Origin of the sequence: Streptomyces bauhiniae, from assembly GCF_004784475.1 — a bacterium.
Classification (GTDB): domain Bacteria; phylum Actinomycetota; class Actinomycetes; order Streptomycetales; family Streptomycetaceae; genus Streptomyces; species Streptomyces seoulensis.
The window spans coordinates 70,856-87,037 of record NZ_SRRT01000006.1; the positions used below are offsets into that span (position 1 = coordinate 70,856).

19 protein-coding genes and 1 tRNA gene are annotated in these 16,182 nt (G+C 71.4%); 13 read left to right on the top strand and 7 right to left on the bottom strand.

Annotation, left to right across the window (positions count from 1 at the left end):
• Positions 1–56: 56 nt before the first annotated feature.
• From E5083_RS20075 to E5083_RS20095, 5 genes are all read right to left on the bottom strand, one after another.
• Positions 57–698 carry a hypothetical protein gene (locus tag E5083_RS20075; RefSeq protein ID WP_208754104.1) on the bottom strand — a complete coding sequence of 214 codons (642 nt, stop codon included), beginning with the start codon at positions 696–698 and terminating at the stop codon, positions 57–59.
• On the bottom strand, positions 695–1,291 hold the full coding sequence (locus tag E5083_RS20080) for a poly-gamma-glutamate hydrolase family protein (protein WP_135787108.1): 597 nt from the start codon (positions 1,289–1,291) through the stop codon (positions 695–697). The genes E5083_RS20075 and E5083_RS20080 overlap by 4 nt, the downstream gene beginning before the upstream one ends.
• Positions 1,292–1,297: 6 nt before the next feature.
• Entirely contained in the window at positions 1,298–2,971 is a 1,674-nt protein-coding gene (locus E5083_RS20085; RefSeq protein WP_244317589.1) for a copper resistance CopC/CopD family protein, read from the bottom strand.
• A gap of 67 nt (positions 2,972–3,038) precedes the next feature.
• Complete coding sequence (locus E5083_RS20090) at positions 3,039–3,647, bottom strand: GNAT family N-acetyltransferase (RefSeq protein WP_135787109.1); 609 nt, start codon at positions 3,645–3,647, stop codon at positions 3,039–3,041.
• Positions 3,640–6,141, bottom strand: a complete 2,502-nt coding sequence (locus tag E5083_RS20095) for a penicillin acylase family protein (protein WP_135787110.1) — start codon at positions 6,139–6,141, stop codon at positions 3,640–3,642. The genes E5083_RS20090 and E5083_RS20095 overlap by 8 nt, the downstream gene beginning before the upstream one ends.
• 83 nt (positions 6,142–6,224) lie before the next feature.
• Between E5083_RS20095 and E5083_RS20100 the strand changes: the two genes are divergently transcribed.
• The 4 genes from E5083_RS20100 (at position 6,225) to E5083_RS20115 (ending at position 8,794) form a co-directional block, all read left to right on the top strand.
• A complete protein-coding gene (locus E5083_RS20100) occupies positions 6,225–6,947 on the top strand; it encodes a siderophore-interacting protein (RefSeq protein WP_135787111.1) in 723 nt (240 codons plus the stop codon).
• A 24-nt stretch (positions 6,948–6,971) separates the two neighbouring features.
• Positions 6,972–7,571 (top strand): HhH-GPD-type base excision DNA repair protein, encoded by a 600-nt coding sequence (locus E5083_RS20105; RefSeq protein ID WP_135787112.1) that lies wholly within the window; start codon positions 6,972–6,974, stop codon positions 7,569–7,571.
• A gap of 164 nt (positions 7,572–7,735) precedes the next feature.
• Positions 7,736–8,353: an HdeD family acid-resistance protein gene (locus E5083_RS20110; RefSeq protein ID WP_425276744.1), complete on the top strand. Its 618-nt coding sequence runs from the start codon at positions 7,736–7,738 to the stop codon at positions 8,351–8,353.
• A gap of 117 nt (positions 8,354–8,470) precedes the next feature.
• Entirely contained in the window at positions 8,471–8,794 is a 324-nt protein-coding gene (locus E5083_RS20115; protein WP_135787113.1) for a hypothetical protein, read from the top strand.
• A gap of 191 nt (positions 8,795–8,985) precedes the next feature.
• Here the strand turns inward: E5083_RS20115 and E5083_RS20120 are convergent, their stop codons facing one another.
• Complete coding sequence (locus E5083_RS20120; protein WP_135787114.1) at positions 8,986–10,542, bottom strand: helicase HerA-like domain-containing protein; 1,557 nt, start codon at positions 10,540–10,542, stop codon at positions 8,986–8,988.
• Between the two features lie 131 nt (positions 10,543–10,673).
• Between E5083_RS20120 and E5083_RS20125 the strand changes: the two genes are divergently transcribed.
• Both E5083_RS20125 and E5083_RS20130 read left to right on the top strand, forming a co-directional pair.
• A complete protein-coding gene (locus E5083_RS20125; protein WP_003986294.1) occupies positions 10,674–10,970 on the top strand; it encodes a type II toxin-antitoxin system VapB family antitoxin in 297 nt (98 codons plus the stop codon).
• 147 nt (positions 10,971–11,117) lie between these two features.
• Positions 11,118–11,735: a LytR C-terminal domain-containing protein gene (locus E5083_RS20130; RefSeq protein ID WP_037854853.1), complete on the top strand. Its 618-nt coding sequence runs from the start codon at positions 11,118–11,120 to the stop codon at positions 11,733–11,735.
• Positions 11,736–11,792: 57 nt separating this feature from the next.
• On the opposite strand, the gene upp is transcribed toward E5083_RS20130, so the two are convergent.
• Entirely contained in the window at positions 11,793–12,428 is a 636-nt protein-coding gene (gene upp / locus E5083_RS20135; protein WP_135787115.1) for a uracil phosphoribosyltransferase, read from the bottom strand.
• A gap of 105 nt (positions 12,429–12,533) precedes the next feature.
• On the opposite strand from upp, the gene E5083_RS20140 reads away from it, so the two are divergent.
• From E5083_RS20140 to E5083_RS20170, 7 genes are all read left to right on the top strand, one after another.
• Positions 12,534–12,749 (top strand): hypothetical protein, encoded by a 216-nt coding sequence (locus E5083_RS20140; protein ID WP_376122028.1) that lies wholly within the window; start codon positions 12,534–12,536, stop codon positions 12,747–12,749.
• Positions 12,750–13,032: 283 nt separating this feature from the next.
• A complete protein-coding gene (locus E5083_RS20145) occupies positions 13,033–13,569 on the top strand; it encodes a tRNA adenosine deaminase-associated protein (protein WP_135787502.1) in 537 nt (178 codons plus the stop codon).
• Positions 13,570–13,604: 35 nt separating this feature from the next.
• On the top strand, positions 13,605–14,069 hold the full coding sequence (gene tadA / locus E5083_RS20150) for a tRNA adenosine(34) deaminase TadA (RefSeq protein ID WP_135787116.1): 465 nt from the start codon (positions 13,605–13,607) through the stop codon (positions 14,067–14,069).
• Between the two features lie 69 nt (positions 14,070–14,138).
• Positions 14,139–14,223 (top strand) — tRNA-Ser (locus tag E5083_RS20155).
• A gap of 171 nt (positions 14,224–14,394) precedes the next feature.
• Positions 14,395–14,574, top strand: coding sequence for a hypothetical protein (locus tag E5083_RS20160; RefSeq protein ID WP_030806336.1), 180 nt, complete (start codon positions 14,395–14,397; stop codon positions 14,572–14,574).
• A 28-nt stretch (positions 14,575–14,602) separates the two neighbouring features.
• Positions 14,603–14,896 carry a Dabb family protein gene (locus tag E5083_RS20165; RefSeq protein ID WP_135787117.1) on the top strand — a complete coding sequence of 98 codons (294 nt, stop codon included), beginning with the start codon at positions 14,603–14,605 and terminating at the stop codon, positions 14,894–14,896.
• A 185-nt stretch (positions 14,897–15,081) separates the two neighbouring features.
• On the top strand, positions 15,082–15,945 hold the full coding sequence (locus tag E5083_RS20170; protein WP_031179172.1) for an RNA polymerase sigma factor SigF: 864 nt from the start codon (positions 15,082–15,084) through the stop codon (positions 15,943–15,945).
• Positions 15,946–16,182: the final 237 nt, after the last annotated feature.

The window sequence follows — 16,182 nt, forward strand, 5'->3', positions numbered from 1 at the left end:
GAGTACGCCTTCGACGGGACGGATTGCTGCGGTGTTCTCACGTGCGGGTGTTACAGCTACGGCTTCCGGGAGCATCTCGAGGTCGTGCTGCACGCCTTGCCGAAGAAGAGTGCTCGGGAGCTGCGTGCGCTCGTGTGGGCGCTCGACGAGAAGGTCGTGGGCAGGGCGGTCGGGCTGATGCCCGGTTCGTAGTGGGCGCGTACGTAGATGCGGGTGCGGGTCGGGGTGTAGGCGTGGGCGTAGAGGTTCACGCACTGCGGGTCGGAGGTCGGGTGCGGGGCGTCCGTGGTGTCGGGGCAGACGTCGCCGTAGCGCATGCCGGTGGTGAGCGTTTCGGGTTCGGGGAGGCCCAGCTGGGCGAAGTCGTGCGGGGCCTTGGCCGGCTGGGAGGGCGGCGGGGTCAGCCACTTGCCGTCCGGGGGGTACTTCGCCAGGTACTTCTCCGCTTCCGACCGCGTCAGGGTGAAGGTGAGGATGCCGGTGTCGAAGCGGGATGTCGTCTCGTATGCCGCCTGGGCCGAGTGGGTGGAGGCGGGGAGTTCCAGGCCCATGTGGGTGCTCATCCACTCCGGGGTGATGCCCTTGGTCCAGTGAGCGTCCGTGGGCTGGGTTTCCGTGGCCCAGAGGGCTGCGGCCGAGACGGGGATCGTCAGGGTCAGCACTGCCAGGGCCGTGAACAGGGCGCTTCGGGGGATCACCAACGGGCTCCCTCTCTTTCCATCAGCTTGCGTACCCCTGCCACGAGTCCGTCCACGACCGATTGCGGTGGGACTTCCGGGTCCGTCGGCATCGGGTGGGTCGTGCGGGCCTGCACCGGGAGTTCGAGTTGGACGCCGCCATACCGGGTCTGGTTCACCGGGTTGTCCGGGTGGAGGCCCCGTAGGGGGTGGGGGATTTCGGAGAGGGTCGTGATCGGAACGAAAGCTGGGGCCCAGTGGGAAAGGGCGGCCGCCACGAGTCGGGCCGCTGGGCGGTTGGAGCCGCCTGCGTAGATCGTTCGGGGGGTGGTGCGGCGGTTGTGGCCGTGGAGGGAGATGGTCAGGGTTGCGTGGGTGAGGAAGGTGGTCAGGGGGGTGCAGGGGGACATGCGGGTGGAGGGGATGTGGGTCGGGGGGCCCGTCGGCTGGGTGAAGGTCAGGAAAGTGGCTCCCGTACGGGTCGCCACCTCGCGCGCCAGTTCCGCTGTGCCGCCCTCCACCGCGCCGTGCAGGGCCAGTAGGCCGATGGGGCCTCCCAGGTGCAGCGTGGTCAGGAAGGTCGCGCCCTCGATCGTCACTCGTTCCGTGTGCATCAACCGTCAGCGTGCCACCCGTATCGCGCGGGAGACCGTCACCTGGTCCAACTCCGATACCCGTACCGTCACCTTCATGGTCCAGGTGCCGGGGATCGGGAGGTTGAAGGAGTTCGTGGCCCAGTAGCCGCCTCGGTCGGTGACACCCGTGTCGAGGGGGCCCAGGCGCTGGGCGGGGAGGGTCATGGTGATGCGGAGTTCGGGGACGGCCGCCAGGGCGCCGTTCGCGCCGTAGACCACTGCCTGGACGGAGTTCGGGCCCACCCGGCCGGGGTCGAAGGTGATCTGGACCTTGCCTCGGCCGTTCTCGCCCACCGTGAACGGGACCGTCGTGACCGAGGCCGCCGGGATGCCCGTCTCCGCCGTGGCCGCCTCCTCTGCCGCTCGGCCCGGCAACGTGCTGGTCAGCAGGGTCGTCAGGACCAGGACCACCACGCCTACGGCCGCCTCCGCCAGTACCGTGCGGCGCAACTGTCCTACAGGGAGGTCCGGCACCGGCGCCTCCGCCGTCTTCGGCAACCGTCCCGTCCACCTCCGCGACCACGCCGCCGCCCCCAGCAGCACCCCCACCGCCACCAGCTTCGCCAGCAGTACGCGGCCGTACGTCGTGTCCGTCAGCGCCTGCCAGGTGCCGAGGCCGCGCCAGGACTGGTAGACGCCGGTCACGACCAGGACGATCACCGAGGTCAGGGCGAGGCGGGAGAAGCGGGTCACGACCTGCGGCGGGACGGCCGGGGCGCGCAGGGTGAGGAGCAGGGCCGCCAGGCCGCCCAGCCAGGCCGCCGTCGCCAGGAGGTGGAGGGTGGTGGAGGCGATGGCGAGCGGGACCTGGATGCCGGCCGAGGCGTGTTCGGCGGCCGACCAGGTCAGGGCGAGAGCCACGGCCAGGATCGCGCCCACGGTCACCGCGAAAGCGCGCGGTACGGGACGGCGGCGCAGGACCAGGCCAAAAACTACGGCCAGCAGGAGCAACGCCAGGCGCGCGAGCAAGAGTTCACCGGGACGCGTGGTAAGCGCGCGGCCAAAAGACGCCAACTCCGGTGCCGTGCCCTCCTCGTACGGGCCTCGCAACAGGAACAGGGCCAGCGTGGAGACGAGCAGAGTGGCGGCGCCGACGACGAACAGCGGCCGCAGCAGAAGGCGTTGGGGCGGACGGCAGTACGCCACGAACGCGGCCGCCCCCAGCACCAGCGCCACCGCGAGATACGCCAAGTAGCGGGCGATGTTGTACAGGCTGGTGGTCGTACCGTTCTCCGCCGCGCCAGGAGCCGTCGCCCTCGTCACCGTCCGCTCGCCCACCGAGAAGGTGAGCGCGCCGGAGACGGGGTGGCTGTCGGCGGAGACCACGCGCCACGCCACCACGTACGTGCCCTTCGCCATCCGCGCCGGCAGCGGGACGCGGACCGTGTCGGCCCGGCCGGGGGCGTGGTCGGCCTGGCCGGTGCGCAGGCGGTGGTTCTCGGGGTCGTAGACGCGGAAGGAGTCGGTGAGCAGGCCGACCGACTCGGTGTAGGTCAGGGTCAGCGTGCGCGGAGCGCGCTGGAGGATCGTTCCGTCTTCGGGGTTCGTCGCGCGCAGGGCCGCGTGCGCGGAGGCGGGGGACGCGGTGCCGAGGACGAGCAGGAGGAGGCTCGCGACCGCCAACAGCACGCGCCGCAGCGCTCTTTTACGGTCGCGCACGTCGTCCCGCCTCCGTCTTCGGACCCCGCCCTGTCCCCCGCCTGTACGGATGCCGGCGGCGGGGCGCTCAAACCGTACCGGTGGCCTCCGCGAAGGCGGTCTCGCGGGTGAGGAAGGCGAGACGGGCGCGCTTCTCCGGCAGGTACACGTCCGGGAGGTCGATCTCGGGGAGGACGACCTCGGGGCCGGTGGTGAAGCCCTGGCGTTCGAAGCGGGTGATGGCCTTGGTGTTGCGGACGTCCGGGTCGACGACGACGCGGGTGCGGTCCAGTACGCGCAGGACGTAGTCCGCGACCACGGTCAGCAGGGCCGAGGTCCAGCCGGGGCTGTGGGCGTCGGGGGCGGCGGGGGCGAGGAGGAGGTGGACGCCTATGTCTCCCGGACGGACCTCGTAGCACTCGCTCACGCGGTCGGCTGCGGGGTCGTAGGTCTGGAGGAGAGCCGCGGGGTCGCCGTCCTTGGTGACGAGGTGGGCGTGGTGGGTGTCGAGGGTGGCCATGTGGGCGTAGATCTCCGCCACTTGGGCCTCGGTGAGGTTCGTCATTCCCCAGAAGGCGGCTCTCTCCTGGCTGACCCAGGTGTGGATGACTCGGGCGTCCGTGGCGGGGTTGAGGGGACGGATGGCTACGGTGCCGAAGTCGGGGATGTGCTGTTCGTGGTGGGCGGTCTCAGGCATGTGCTTCCTCGGCTATGTCGGTGTGTTCGAGGGTGAGTTGGGTCCAGTCGGTGACGACCTCTGCGAGATCTCCCTTGAGCCACAGGGGGAGTTGGTCGCGGTGGTGGGGGTTGCCGGGTACGCCGTCCGCGCCGAAGGGGACGATCCAGCGGCTGTTGTCGCGGTCGTTGAGGTCCCAGACGTAGCGGGCGGCGGGGCCTCGGGCGGCGAGGTCGGTGATGCCGGGGACGGCGGTGGTGCAGTTGACGCAGTCGTGGTCGCCGGCCAAGCCCGGTTCTGTGTACGGGGGTTCGGGGAGGGCGCGCCAGGGGGCCACTCGGTGGGTGGCGGACCAGGGGGTGGTGGGGGGTGCTTCCGCGATCTCCTCCAGGGCTTCCCGTACGGTCTCTTGGCGGTCGATTCCGTACAACCCCTCTGCGTTCAGGAGGTGTTCGAGGGCGAAGCCGATGCGGGCCGTGAGGGACATCCAGGGGAGGAGGACTTCGGGGTAGGCCGGGGGTTCGGTGAGGGGTGCGAATGCGGGGTGGGCGGCCAGGCGGCGGACGACTGCTGTGCGGAGGGCCGCGTATACGGCTGCCTCCACGCTGTCCGCGTCCATGTGGCGGTTCCAGGACAGCAGGGTGTCGCGGAGGCGGGTGGCTTCCGGGGTGAGGGTCTTGAGTTGCGCGAGGCGGGTCAGGAGGGGAGCCGCCGAGGCCAGGTGGGTGTCGGTGTGGATGGCGGGGAGGTCGGTGGCGGACCAGGTGGGTCGTTGTTCCAGGAGGGTGCGGATGCGGTTGGCCCGGTGGGGTGGGGCGAACTCGATGCCGAGGGGGGTGGCGGGGCCGCGCTGGTTCGCCATCACGGCTATGCCGTTGTCCAGCGGGGCGTACGGGGGTGTGTGCCAGCCCTGCCATTCGTGGCCCTTCTCCCAGGCGGAGACCACGCGGAGGCTGTTGGTACGGGGGCGTACGGGGACTCGGCCGGCGAGTCTGTGGAGTACGGCGCCTGTGGTGTCGGCGGCCTGTACGACATTGACGGGCTCGGTCCAGGCGTCCAGAGCCCTGTCCACGTCGGCGACTGTGCGGGCCCTCAGGAGGGGGAGGAGGGCGCTGAAGCCGAGGTCTTCTGTGACGCGGGGTGGGTAACGGAGGGCCAGTGCGGTAGCGGGCGCTTCCGCCTCGGCTTCGCCTTCGGCGGGGAATTGGTTCCCACCCGCACCACCCGTACAACTTTCGTCGTCGGGTGCGGGTGGCCCCTGTGGGGCGGACCCGCCGTCGGCGGCCGTCGGGAGGGGGATGGGGGAAGGGACGGGCGCATCGAGTGAGCCCAAGCTGACGGCCCCGCCGGACGAACCACTCGCATCGGCACGGCGCTGCCCACTGGTCGACGAGCGGGACGCGCTGAACTCGGCCGACTCCGCCGAGGCAGCCGGGGCCGAGGGCTCGGCGGGGTCGGCGGAGTCGAGGGACTTGGCCGGAGCGGCGGACTCGACGGGGTCGGCGGAGTCGGCGAAAGCCTCTGGCCCGCTGGGCACGCCCTCCTCGGCGGATGCATCCTCCGCCTTCACCACCCCCTCCAGACCGCCCAGCCCCTCAGGCCCCCCGGCGATCACCGGCCCCCGCTCAGTCTCGATGACCTCGATCTCCACCGCCCCCTCCTCCGCGACCTCGACAACCTCCACGCACCGGACCGCCCGTTGCCAGACCCCCTCCGGGGACAGCGCCTCCACGCCCGCGCCCGTTCGGCGGAGGCGTTCGTGGTAGAGGTCCTGGTAGTCGGCCATGGCGTTGGTGATGGACCAGGCGACGGGGCCGGTGTGGGCGAAGTGGGCGATGCCGGGGACGCCGGGGACGGCGAGGCCGACTACGTCGAACTCGGGGCAGGAGAGGCGGATTTGCTGGTAGACGCCGGGGTCCTCCAGGAAGCGGTGGGGGTCGCCGGCCAGGAGGGGGAGGCCGGTGGTGGTGCGGGTGCCGGCGAGGAGCCAGCCGTTGCTGCCCGCGGTGCCGGGGCCGTCGGTGGCGAAGAGGCCGACCGCGTCGGGACCGAGGTGCCGTATCGCCTCCTCGCGCCAGAGCTTGGCCGGGAAGCCGGCGAACAGGATGTGCGTGCCGAGCCAGACGCCGAGGGGGGTCCAGGGTTCCCAGCGGCCGGGAGCCAGGCCCACTCGCGCGAACTCCGGTGTGCGGGCGGCCCCTTCGGCGAGGCCCGCGTTGACGCCGTCGACGTAGGCGCGGACCCAGTCCGCCGTCTCCGGGTCCCGTCTCTCCAGCGCGGCGAAGCACCGTCTCGCGGTGTCGTCGAGGCGGGCGCGGCGGGCGAAGATGTCCCAGGGGAGCGCGGAGGCGCCGAGGAAGGACGCCGAGGTGCCCTGCGCGCGATGCCGTTCGACCTCCAGTTGCCAGGCGCGGTCGATGGCGGTCACCCGGCCCTGGGCGCGGGCGAGTTCACGGGCACTGGTGGCGCGCAGATGGGGGATGCCCCAGGCGTCGCGGTAGGTCTCGGTGGTCACCCTGGAGCACCCTTCCGTTTTAGGTTAGCCTTGCCTAACTTCACAGCCAAGTGAAGGAATCGTACGCGAGGGGTGGAGACACGATGGGTCAGGGTCGGGGCTGGGAGGGTGCGGTACTCAAACTGCTGCGGGCGAAGGACTTCACGTTCACGGTGACCGGCGCCGAGGACGTCACCCCGCACTACCGCCGGCTGCGGATGACCGACGGCGGGCTGCTCGCGGCGACCGGCGTGCACCCCACGATGTGGGTCCGCCTGTGGTTCTCCGACGACGGCCGCCCCCACCAGCGCGCCTACACCCTGGTCGACCCCGACCCGGAGACCGGCACCTTCGCCCTGGAGTTCGCCCTGCACGAGGGGTGCGCCTCGGACTGGGCCCGCGCGGCCAAGGAGGGCGACACCGTCGAGGCGACCGTCCAGGGCACCGGCTTCCAGCGCCCCGAGCCCGACCCCTCGCACGTCCTGGTGGTCGGCGACACCGCCTCGCTGCCCGCGATCAACTCCCTTTTCAAAGAGCTGGGTTCGGCCCCGGCGACCGTCTGGTTCGAGGGCACCCTCGACGGACTCCCGTCCGGCGCCGACCCCGAGCGGCACGAGATCCGCGAGGTACCGCGCCAGGAGGCCGGGAAGCACCTGGTCGAGCGGGTCCGCGCCGAGCTGCCCGAGATCCTGTCCGGCACCGAGCACCCGTACGTGTGGATCGCCTGCGACACCGCGACCACCCGCGCCCTCGGCTCGTACGTCCGCAAGGAACTCGGCGTGCCCAAGCAGCGGGTGCACGCGCTGGGGTACTGGCGGGCGGACTGATCCCGCGCGCGGGATCATGGACGCATGGACGTCACCCTGCACCTCGCCCAGGACCCCGACGCCGACGCGCTGCTCGGCCGCAGCCCGCTCGCCGCGCTCACCGGGATGCTGCTGGACCAGCAGATCCCGATGGAGTGGGCGTTCAAGGGCCCGGAGACGATCGCGCGCCGCATGGGCGCCGACGACCTGGACGCGCACGACATCGCCGCCCGCGACCCCGAGGAGTTCGCCGCGCTGCTCTCCGAGAAGCCGGCCGTGCACCGCTATCCGGGGTCGATGGCCAAGCGGGTGCAGACGCTGTGCCAGTACCTGGTCGAGCACTACGACGGGGACGCCGAGGCGGTGTGGCGGGACGCCGGCAGCGGGCCTGAGCTGCTGAAGCGGCTGGAGGCGCTGCCGGGGTTCGGCAAGCAGAAGGCGCAGATCTTCCTCGCCCTGCTCGGCAAGCAGCTCGGGGTGACGCCGAAGGGGTGGCGGGAGGCGGCCGGGGCGTACGGCGAGACCACGTCGTACCGCTCCGTCGCCGACATCACCGGGCCGGAGTCGCTGGCCAAGGTGCGGGCGCACAAGCAGGAGATGAAGGCGGCGGCCAAGGCGGCGAAGGCCGCCAAGGCGAAGGAGTAGCACCCGTCGGCCGCCCCCGAGTGGCGGAATGTCCCCGTTCGGTCCAAGCATGGAACATGACCGAGCCTCCCATCGGCGGCCCCACGCAGGGCGGCCCGTACGAACCGAACCCCGGCGCGGGCCAGGCCCCGCCCGGCAGCGCCACCGGGCCCGACGCGGTCCGGATGGACAAGGACCGTGAGCGCGCGGAGCGGGAGCGTCACGACTACGAGGAGCCGTTCGAGGGACCGCTGCACATGCTGTCCCAGGCGGCCTGGCAGGTCGTGCTGCTCACCGGCATCGCCTCGCTGATCCTCGGCATCCTGGTACTGATCTGGCCGGGGGCCACCCTGGTCGCGGTCGGCGTGCTGTTCGGCCTCTATCTGCTGGTCAGCGGTGTCTTCCAGCTCGTCTCGGCCTTCGGCACGCACAAGAAGACCTCGCTGCGGGTGCTGGCCTTCCTCAGCGGCGGTCTGTCGATCCTGCTGGGCCTGCTCTGCTTCCGGGGGCCGATGCAGTCGATCCTGCTGCTGGCGCTGTGGATCGGCATCGGCTGGCTGATCCGGGGCGTCACCCAGACCATGGCCGCCGTCTCCGACAAGGGGATGCCCGCGCGCGGCTGGCACATCTTCCTCGGCATCGTCACCTTCATCGCCGGCATCGTGCTGATCGACTCCCCCTTCGAGTCGGTGGCCGTGCTGACCCTGGTCGGCGGCTGGTGGCTGATCGTCGTCGGCATCGTCGAGATCATCACCTCCTTCCGGATCAAGGGCCGCGCCAAGGACATCCCGCAGACGGTCTGACCCGCGGCCCCCGTCGCTCTCCTCCGGTCGTCAACCTCCCGCCGCCGTCGTACGCCGTGCGGGCGGACTTCGGCGGCCGGAGGCGCAGCGGGGGGCTTCGGCGGGGAGAGGACCCGCGTGAGCACCGCGCGTCCTCGTGCCTCGCGCGCCCGGAGCTGGTTCCGGGCGCTCGTGCTGCTGCTCGCCCTGTCGGTGCCCGGCGGCCATGTGGCCCTCGCGCAGACCGGCCCGGTGCCGGGCATGGCCCAGGAATACGAGCACGACCTGCACGCCACCCCGGCCCGCCCCGGCGCCCGCACCCGCCACCACGCCGGCCTCCCCGACCGCACCGCTCCCCCGCCCGCCCCCGCGTCCGCCCCGGCCGGCGCGGCACCGGACCCGGAACGCACGCGGCCCCCGTACCCCGCACCCCTCCTCAGCACGGTCGTCCTGCGCTGCTGAGCGGACCGAGCAGTCGGCACCGCTCACATCAGCTCGGATGCAGGAGGACCACAGCCATGCCCACCGACCCTTACGCGGTCCTGCGCGCCCTGCTGCGCGCCGAGGCCCGCCGCAACGCACCCGCCCAGCGGGACAAGAAGGCTCAGCGGCCGCCCGAGGAGAAGCGCCGCTGACGCACCGGCGGGGGCGGACTACCTCCCCCGCCGGGCCGTGCCGAACAGGGAGCGGGTGATCTCGCGGCCGAGCTGCGTACCCACCGAGCGGGCCAGCGACTTGAACATCCCGCTGCCGATGACCTGTTCCACCAGCGAGGGCTCGTCCTCCCGCTTGGTCCTGGGTCCCTCAGCGGGGGCTTGAGCCTGGGCCGCCGTCAGCTTCTCGTACGCCGACTCGCGGTCCACAGCCTGTGCATAACGTCCGTACAGCGGCGACTCCCGTACCGCCCGGTCCAGCTCGGCCGGGTCCACCGGGCCCATCAAGGACTCCGGGGCGCGCAGCCGGGTGGCGGCGACCGGGGTGGGGGCGCCGTTCTCGCTGAGCACGGTGATGACGGCCTCGCCGGTGCCGAGGCCGGTGAGGAGTTCCGCCAGGTCGTAGGGCGAGTCGGGGAAGGTCTTCACGGTCGCCTTCAGCGCCTTCTGGTCGTCCGGGGTGAAGGCGCGCAGGGCGTGCTGGACGCGGTTGCCGAGCTGGCCGAGCACGTCGGAGGGGACGTCCTTCGGGGTCTGGGTCACGAAGAAGACGCCGACGCCCTTGGACCGGATCAGCCGCACGGTCTGGGTGATGGCGTCCAGGAAGGCGTCCGAGGCGTCGTGGAAGAGCAGATGCGCCTCGTCGAAGAAGAACACCAGCTTCGGCTTGTCGGCGTCCCCCACCTCGGGCAGGTCGTGGAAGAGGTCGGCCAGCAGCCACATCAGGAACGTGGAGAACAACTGCGGCTTGTCCTGCACCGCGGGCAGCTCCAGTACGGAGACCAGGCCCCGCCCGTCCGGCGCGAGGCGCAGCAGGTCGGCCGTGTCGAACTCGGGCTCGCCGAAGAAGTCCGCCATGCCCTGCGCCTCGAACGCGGTCAGCGAGCGCAGGATCACCCCGGCCGTGGCGGTGGACAGCCCGCCGATGCCCTTCAGTTCGGGCTTGCCCTCGTCGGAGGTGAGGAAGGCGACGACCGCGCGGAGGTCCTTGAGGTCGATCAGCTCCAGGCCCTTGGTGTCGGCGTAGTGGAAGATCAGGCCGAGGGACTGCTCCTGAGTGCGGTTCAGGCCCAGCACCTTGGACAGCAGCACCGGCCCGAAGCTGGTGACGGTGGCCCGCACCGGGATGCCGTGGCCGATCCCGCCGAGCGCCAGGAACTCCACCGGGAAGCCCTCCGCCGACCAGCTCTGTCCGGTCTCCGCCGCGCGGGTGCTCACCCGGGCCCCGCCCTGGCCGGGCCGGGCGATGCCGGAGAGGTCGCCCTTGACGTCCGCGAGGAACACCGGGACGCCCTGCGCGGAGAGTTGCTCGGCGATGAGCTGGAGCGTCTTGGTCTTGCCGGTGCCGGTGGCGCCCGCGACGAGTCCATGCCGGTTCAGCATCGGCAGCGGCACCCGTACCTGCGCCTCCGGGTGGCACACCCCGTCCCACAGCAGCGCGCCGAGGTCGAGCGCCGGGCCGGTGAAGGCGTAGCCGGCCGCGATCGGGCGGGCCGCGTCGGGCAGTTGGGCCGGGCCGGAGCCGTCGGGGGCGGGCGTGGTCGCGCTGTCGCTCATCTCAAGGCCCCTCGTCCCGGTGACCGCCACTGCCGGTAGTCGCCGTAATGCCCGCTTTGCCGTGTCTTTTTCAGCGTCGCACTCCGCCGCCATGGCTGCGCCCGGAACGTCTGGGCCGGTAGGCTTTCCGTGTGATCTTCAAGCGCATCGGAAACGGCCGGCCGTACCCCGACCACGGCCGGGAGAGCACCCGGCAGTGGGCGGACGTCGCGCCGCGCCCGGTCCGCCTCGATCAGCTCGTGACCACCAAGCAGCAGCTCGACCTCGAGACGCTGCTCGCCGAGGACTCCACGTTCTACGGCGACCTCTTCGCCCATGTCGTGAAGTGGCAGGGCGACCTCTATCTGGAGGACGGGCTGCACCGCGCGGTCCGCGCCGCGCTCCAGCAGCGCCAGGTGCTGCACGCCCGCGTCCTCGAACTGGGCTGACCGGCTGTCGGGGCAAGCCCGACTGGCCCGTACGGGGCGCCGGTTACCCCTTTCGGGTTCGGCTACGCCGGATGGACTGATCATCTAATAGGCATCGCGGCCTCGGCGCACTACGCTGCGCTCATGAGCATGCTGACTCCCCCCGGCATGGGCGGTAAATACCGGATCACAGGGGACACCTACCCTCGGATGCGCCCGCCCCGGCGACGCGGCAGGCTCGTCGCCGCCGTCGTGGCCTCCGTGGCCGCGCTGGGCGTCGCCGGCTGGGGCACGCTGCAGCTCATCGACGTCTTCACCGGCGGCGACGGCTCGGTGTCCGGTCACGCGGCGGACTGCCGCACCAAGGTCGCCAAGGCGGCTCCGGTCAAGGCCCTGCCCAAGCCCGGCACCATCACCGTGAACGTCTACAACGCCACCACGCGTTCCGGGCTCGCCAAGCAGACGGCGGACGAGCTGAAGAAGCGCGGCTTCAAGATCGGCGACGTGGGCAACGCGGACAAGCAGTTCGACAAGAAGGTCAAGGGCACCGGGATGCTCATCGGTCCCGCCACCGCCCTCGACACCACACTGCCGGTGCTGAGCACCCAGCTCACGGACGCCGAGCGGCGTACCGACGCGGCCCGCAAGGGCACCGAGCTGGACCTCGTCATCGGGGACAGGTTCAAGGCGCTGACCCAGCGGCCGGCGGCCGACAGCGCGGTGACCAAGCTGACCGCGCCGGAACAGGTGGCGGCGGTCACGACCACCAAGAAGAAGACCTGCTGAACCGCAGAGCAAAAAAAGGGGGGCCACCCAACCGGGCGGCCCCCCTTTTCTTGGTACCTACTCGGCCGCGCCGTACAGGCGGTCGCCCGCGTCGCCCAGGCCCGGCACGATGTAGCCCTGCTCGTTCAGGCGCTCGTCCACCGCGGCGGTGACCACGGTGACCGGGGTGCCGGCCAGGTCACGCTCCAGGACCTCGACGCCCTCGGGAGAGGCCAGCAGGACCACGGCGGTCACGTCGTCGGCGCCGCGGTGGATCAGCTCGCGGATGGCCGCGACCAGGGTGCCGCCGGTGGCCAGCATCGGGTCCAGGACGTACACCTGGCGGCCGGAGAGGTCGTCCGGCATGCGGGAGGCATAGGTCTCCGCCTGGAGCGTCTCCTCGTTGCGGATCATGCCCAGGAAGCCCACCTCGGCGGTCGGCAGCAGCCGGACCATGCCGTCCAGCATGCCGAGACCGGCCCGGAGGATCGGCACCACCAGCGGGCGCGGGCGGGCGAGCTTGACGCCGGTGGTCCGGGCGACCGGGGTCTGGATGTCGACGGCCTCGGTGCGCACGTCGCGCGTGGCCTCGTAGGCGAGCAGGGTGACCAGCTCGTCGGCGAGACGGCGGAAGGTCGCGGAGTCGGTGCGCTGGTCGCGCAGCGTGGTGAGCTTGTGAGCGACCAGGGGGTGGTCGACGACGTGGAGACGCATGTCTTCAACAGTAACCGTGCCCGCCCTGTGCCTCGTCTCGGCATCAAACCGCCCGTCCGGGGGAATGCGCACAAGACCGACCGGGGTGGTGAAACCGTGGCTGACCTGCCGAACCTGCCGAACAACGGCCCGGCGACGACCGGGGAGATCGGGCCCTTCAGGCCCCCGCAGCCCGAGACGGACGCCGAACGCAGGCGCCGCCGGGCCCAGTTCCTCCGCGACCTGGCCGAGGCCCGGCAACTGCGCGACCGGGTCCAGCCGCGCCGCGCCAAGGCGGCCCGGCTGCGCCACGCCATGCGCATGCGAACGTTCCGCTGGTAGCCCCGGCCGTCGTACGGTCCTGTCATCGGCGCTCGCGACGCCGCGTACGATCCGCAGGTGGCGGCGACGGGTGCGCTGGTGAGCCCTTCCCGGACCCGCCGTCGGCCGTTCGGTGACGGACGACCGAAACAGCCGGACACAGGGAGCCGAAGACGTCCCCTGAGCGACTTGTTTCTGCCACGATTCCCAGTGGGCGGACCCCGGAGCGCACCTGCTCCCCCGCCCGGACCTCCGCCGGGGGGACCCCCCGACCGGCACACCTATGACCAGTGGGAGAGTCACGGTGTACTTCGCCGCACTGCTCGCGCGCACCGAAGACGGGTGGGAAGCGAGCGACACGGAGCTCGACGATGTGGAGACCCTGTCCGATCTGGCCGACCTCGCCCGCGAGGCGTCGCCGGAGGAGGACACGGTGCTCGTCCTGATCGAGCAGGAGGACTCCTGGTTCGGGGTCGTCCGGGTGGACGGGGAGGAGGACCCCCGTATCTATGTCTCCGACGCGGCCGCCGCCGCCCGCAGCGCCTACGGGGAACTGCTCCTCACCGATGAGCTGCTGGGCCGCGAGCCCGGCGCGGACGACGGGCCCGACCTGGACGCCCTGGATCTCGACGGCACCGAGGACGGCGAGTCCGAGGAGACGGAGGACGGCGAGGAGTCGCCGGACGCCGACGCCGTCCCGCACAGCCCGGTCGGCGACCGCGAGATCCTCGGCGATCTCGGGATCGGCGAGAAGGAGCTGCGCGCCCTGGACGCGGACGACGCCCTGGGCACGATCGCCGAGGTGCTGGGCGCCTCGGAAGTACTGGAGACCGTCCGCTGACCGCGCCGCACGAGATCCCGAGGCCCCCGAGGAACATGGACCCGGTGCGCGACCCCTGGCGCCCCGCGATGCGGCTCGCCCTGGCCGAGGCCGGGCGGGCCGCGCTCGGCGGTGACGTCCCGGTGGGCGCCGTCGTGCTCGGCCCGGACGGCACCACCGTGCTGGGCGCCGGGCACAACGAGCGTGAGGCGACCGGTGATCCGACCGCCCACGCCGAGGTGCTGGCGCTGCGCCGGGCCGCCGCCGCGCTCGGCGAGTGGCGGCTGACCGGCTGCACGCTGGTGGTGACGCTGGAGCCGTGCACGATGTGCGCGGGCGCGCTGGTCCAGTCCCGCGTCGACCGGGTCGTCTACGGCGCCCGCGACGACAAGGCGGGCGCGGCCGGCTCGCTCTGGGACGTCGTACGCGACCGGCGGCTCAACCACCGGCCCGAGGTCGTTCAGGGCGTGCTCGCCGAGGAGTGCGCCCGGCCGCTGACGGAGTTCTTCAGAGGGCGCTGAAATACCTGCTGGGAGGGGCTCCGGGTATCGATTTCTGCCGATGGGGCACCTTGCTGTAAGGTCTCCCTCGGTAGCGTGTCCGAGCGGCCGAAGGAGCTCGCCTCGAAAGCGAGTGTGGCGCAAGTCACCGAGGGTTCAAATCCCTCCGCTACCGCTTGAGAAGGGCCCCGTCTTCGGACGGGGCCCTTCGTGCGTCCCGGCGTTGGCCCTCAGGGGCCCCTCAATTGACAATCGTGGCCGTCCTGTTGGGTGCGCGCAGGCCCGTGGCGGTTACACTCGCCGCCGCAGGCAGGTCAGTGGGGCCGATGGGACAGGGGAGGCCGCGGTGGCGGTGAACGCCAAGAAGATCGTCGTGTTCGCGCTCGTGGTCTTCGCCATGTACGTGATCATCACGGACCCGGCCAAGGCGGCCGACTACGTCCAGATAGCCTTCGAGGGCATATCGGACGCCGCCGGGGCCATCGGGGACTTCATGACCTGGGTCGTGGACGGCGCGAAGAACTGACCGGCCGAAAGAGCAAGAGGTACGCCGCATGATCCGGCACCTGGTCCTGTTCAAGCTCGATGAGGGTGTCGGGCGCGACGACCCGCGCGTCCAGGAGGGCGTGGCCGCCTTCCGCGCGCTCGGCGGGCAGATCGGCGAGCTGCGCTCCTGGGAGTGCGGCTGGAACGTCACCGACCGCCCCATCGCCTACGACTTCGCCATCAACTCCTCCGTCGAGGACGCGGGCGCCCTCCAGCGCTACCTCGACCACCCCGCCCATCAGGCGGGCGTCGCGCTGTGGCGGGAGTTCGCCACGTGGGTGATCGCCGACTACGAGTTCTGAGGGCCGGGCAGGCCCGGACAGCGTGCCCTCCGCCGTTACGGCGGGGGGCTTTTCCGTGTCCGGCGATCCATCCATTGGCGTCGTTTGAGGCCCAACACGGAGTTATGCGGTGCTTGCACACAGTGCACATGTCTTGTGATGCTATGACCGCTTTTGACGGATGATTGACCGATGAAGAGGTGGCGTTGACCGTGTCGGCCAGTACTGCGCCGCCCCAGGCGGAGGCGCCCGCGACCCTCCCCGAGCCCTCCGCCGAGCCCGCCGCCGCACCCCCTCCCGAGAAGCGCCGGGGCGCCGACACCCGCGCCCTGACCCAGGTGCTCTTCGGCGAGCTGAAGAACCTCACCCCGGGCACCCCGGAGCACAACCGGGTCCGCGGGGCGCTCATCGAGGCCAACCTCCCGCTGGTGCGCTACGCCGCCGCCCGCTTCCGCTCCCGCAACGAGCCGATGGAGGACGTGGTCCAGGTCGGCACCATCGGGCTGATCAACGCCATCGACCGCTTCGACCCCGACCGGGGCGTGCAGTTCCCGACCTTCGCCATGCCGACCGTGGTCGGCGAGATCAAGCGGTACTTCCGGGACAACGTCCGCACCGTGCACGTACCGCGCCGGCTGCACGAGCTGTGGGTGCAGGTGAACGGGGCCACCGAGGACCTCACCACCGCGCTCGGCAGATCCCCCTCCACCGCCGAGATCGCCGAGCGCCTCAGGATCAGCGAGGAGGAGGTGCTGTCCTGCATCGAGGCGGGACGCTCGTACCACGCCACCTCGCTGGAGGCCGCGCAGGAGGGCGACGGGCTGCCCGGACTGCTGGACCGCATCGGGTACGAGGACCCGGCGCTGGACGGCGTCGAGCACCGCGACCTGGTCCGGCACCTGCTGGTCCAGCTCCCCGAGCGCGAGCAGCGCATCCTGCTGCTCCGCTACTACAGCAACCTGACCCAGTCGCAGATCAGCGCCGAACTCGGTGTCTCCCAGATGCATGTCTCCCGGCTGCTCGCCCGGAGCTTCCAGCGGCTCAGATCGGCCAACCGGATCGAGGCATGACCGGCGCACGGGAGCACGGAACGGAAAACCGCAGGTAGCGGCCGTTCGTATGCGGGATCGAATGATCACCGTCAGGAGCGAATCACGGCACGTCGGCAGTGTCGGCAATTGTGCGCCGAAAGCCCGTCAAACCCCGGTCTGCCAGGGCTTCTTGGCGTCTCACGTGTCGACATGTCACTACAGCGCGTTGCCGACATGTGACATTCTGCGGGAAGCGCGTTTGCCGGGGCTTCGGCG

Coding starts and splice junctions, on each gene's coding strand:
- E5083_RS20080 (WP_135787108.1), bottom strand. CDS start 1,291: ATGCACACGGAACGAGTGACGATCGAGGGCGCGACCTTCCTGACCACG.
- E5083_RS20090 (WP_135787109.1), bottom strand. CDS start 3,647: ATGCCTGAGACCGCCCACCACGAACAGCACATCCCCGACTTCGGCACC.
- E5083_RS20100 (WP_135787111.1), top strand. CDS start 6,225: ATGGGTCAGGGTCGGGGCTGGGAGGGTGCGGTACTCAAACTGCTGCGG.
- E5083_RS20105 (WP_135787112.1), top strand. CDS start 6,972: ATGGACGTCACCCTGCACCTCGCCCAGGACCCCGACGCCGACGCGCTG.
- E5083_RS20110 (WP_425276744.1), top strand. CDS start 7,736: ATGGACAAGGACCGTGAGCGCGCGGAGCGGGAGCGTCACGACTACGAG.
- E5083_RS20120 (WP_135787114.1), bottom strand. CDS start 10,542: ATGAGCGACAGCGCGACCACGCCCGCCCCCGACGGCTCCGGCCCGGCC.
- E5083_RS20130 (WP_037854853.1), top strand. CDS start 11,118: ATGGGCGGTAAATACCGGATCACAGGGGACACCTACCCTCGGATGCGC.
- upp (WP_135787115.1), bottom strand. CDS start 12,428: ATGCGTCTCCACGTCGTCGACCACCCCCTGGTCGCTCACAAGCTCACC.
- tadA (WP_135787116.1), top strand. CDS start 13,605: ATGGACCCGGTGCGCGACCCCTGGCGCCCCGCGATGCGGCTCGCCCTG.
- E5083_RS20165 (WP_135787117.1), top strand. CDS start 14,603: ATGATCCGGCACCTGGTCCTGTTCAAGCTCGATGAGGGTGTCGGGCGC.